General features: G+C 44.5%; 1 protein-coding gene. It reads right to left on the reverse strand.

What is annotated here, in order from left to right; all coding sequences use genetic code 11:
• A partial coding sequence (locus TW80_RS18350; RefSeq protein ID WP_204218532.1) for a hypothetical protein occupies nucleotides 1-286 on the reverse strand: 286 nt, incomplete at its 3' end.
• Between the last annotated feature and the right edge of the window lie 206 nt (nucleotides 287-492).

Consider the following 492-nt stretch of genomic DNA (forward strand, 5'->3'; position numbering starts at 1 on the left):
TCAAAACAAGTTGATTACTTGAGCCAGCCTGACTGAAGCAGTTTCCTGAAATATACGCTTCACCCTCAATAGTGACGCTACATACAGCATTGCAGGGTAGAGGTTTATACAAATACCCATGCGCTTGCGGATCGGGCCTGCAGCCGCCTGTACAATCGTCGGTGTCGAGCTGGCTTTCTTCAGTCAAAATATAGCAAAGGTCGTCCGCAAAAGATGTACTCGCGAATAAGCAAACGACGCAGATCGTGAGGTATTTCAACAAATAGAAATTAAGGGCATTTTTCATGACGAAAGGCCAACCCGAATTTGCGTTCGGATTAAATCAAAAGAATTGTCTGAGGCTAGAATCATAAGAAAGTGTAGGGTGTTTGGGCAACGCGGCGCTTTCAATTGTCAGAATGCAGAACAGGTTTAGCCGCATGCATTATTAGTTCGTGAATTTTCGATATTTTGGCTGCTCGTGGAACCAAATTTCTCCGTCTGCGTTGTCTT

Origin of the sequence: Loktanella sp. S4079 (genome assembly GCF_000967725.1) — a bacterium.
Lineage (GTDB): Bacteria > Pseudomonadota > Alphaproteobacteria > Rhodobacterales > Rhodobacteraceae > Yoonia.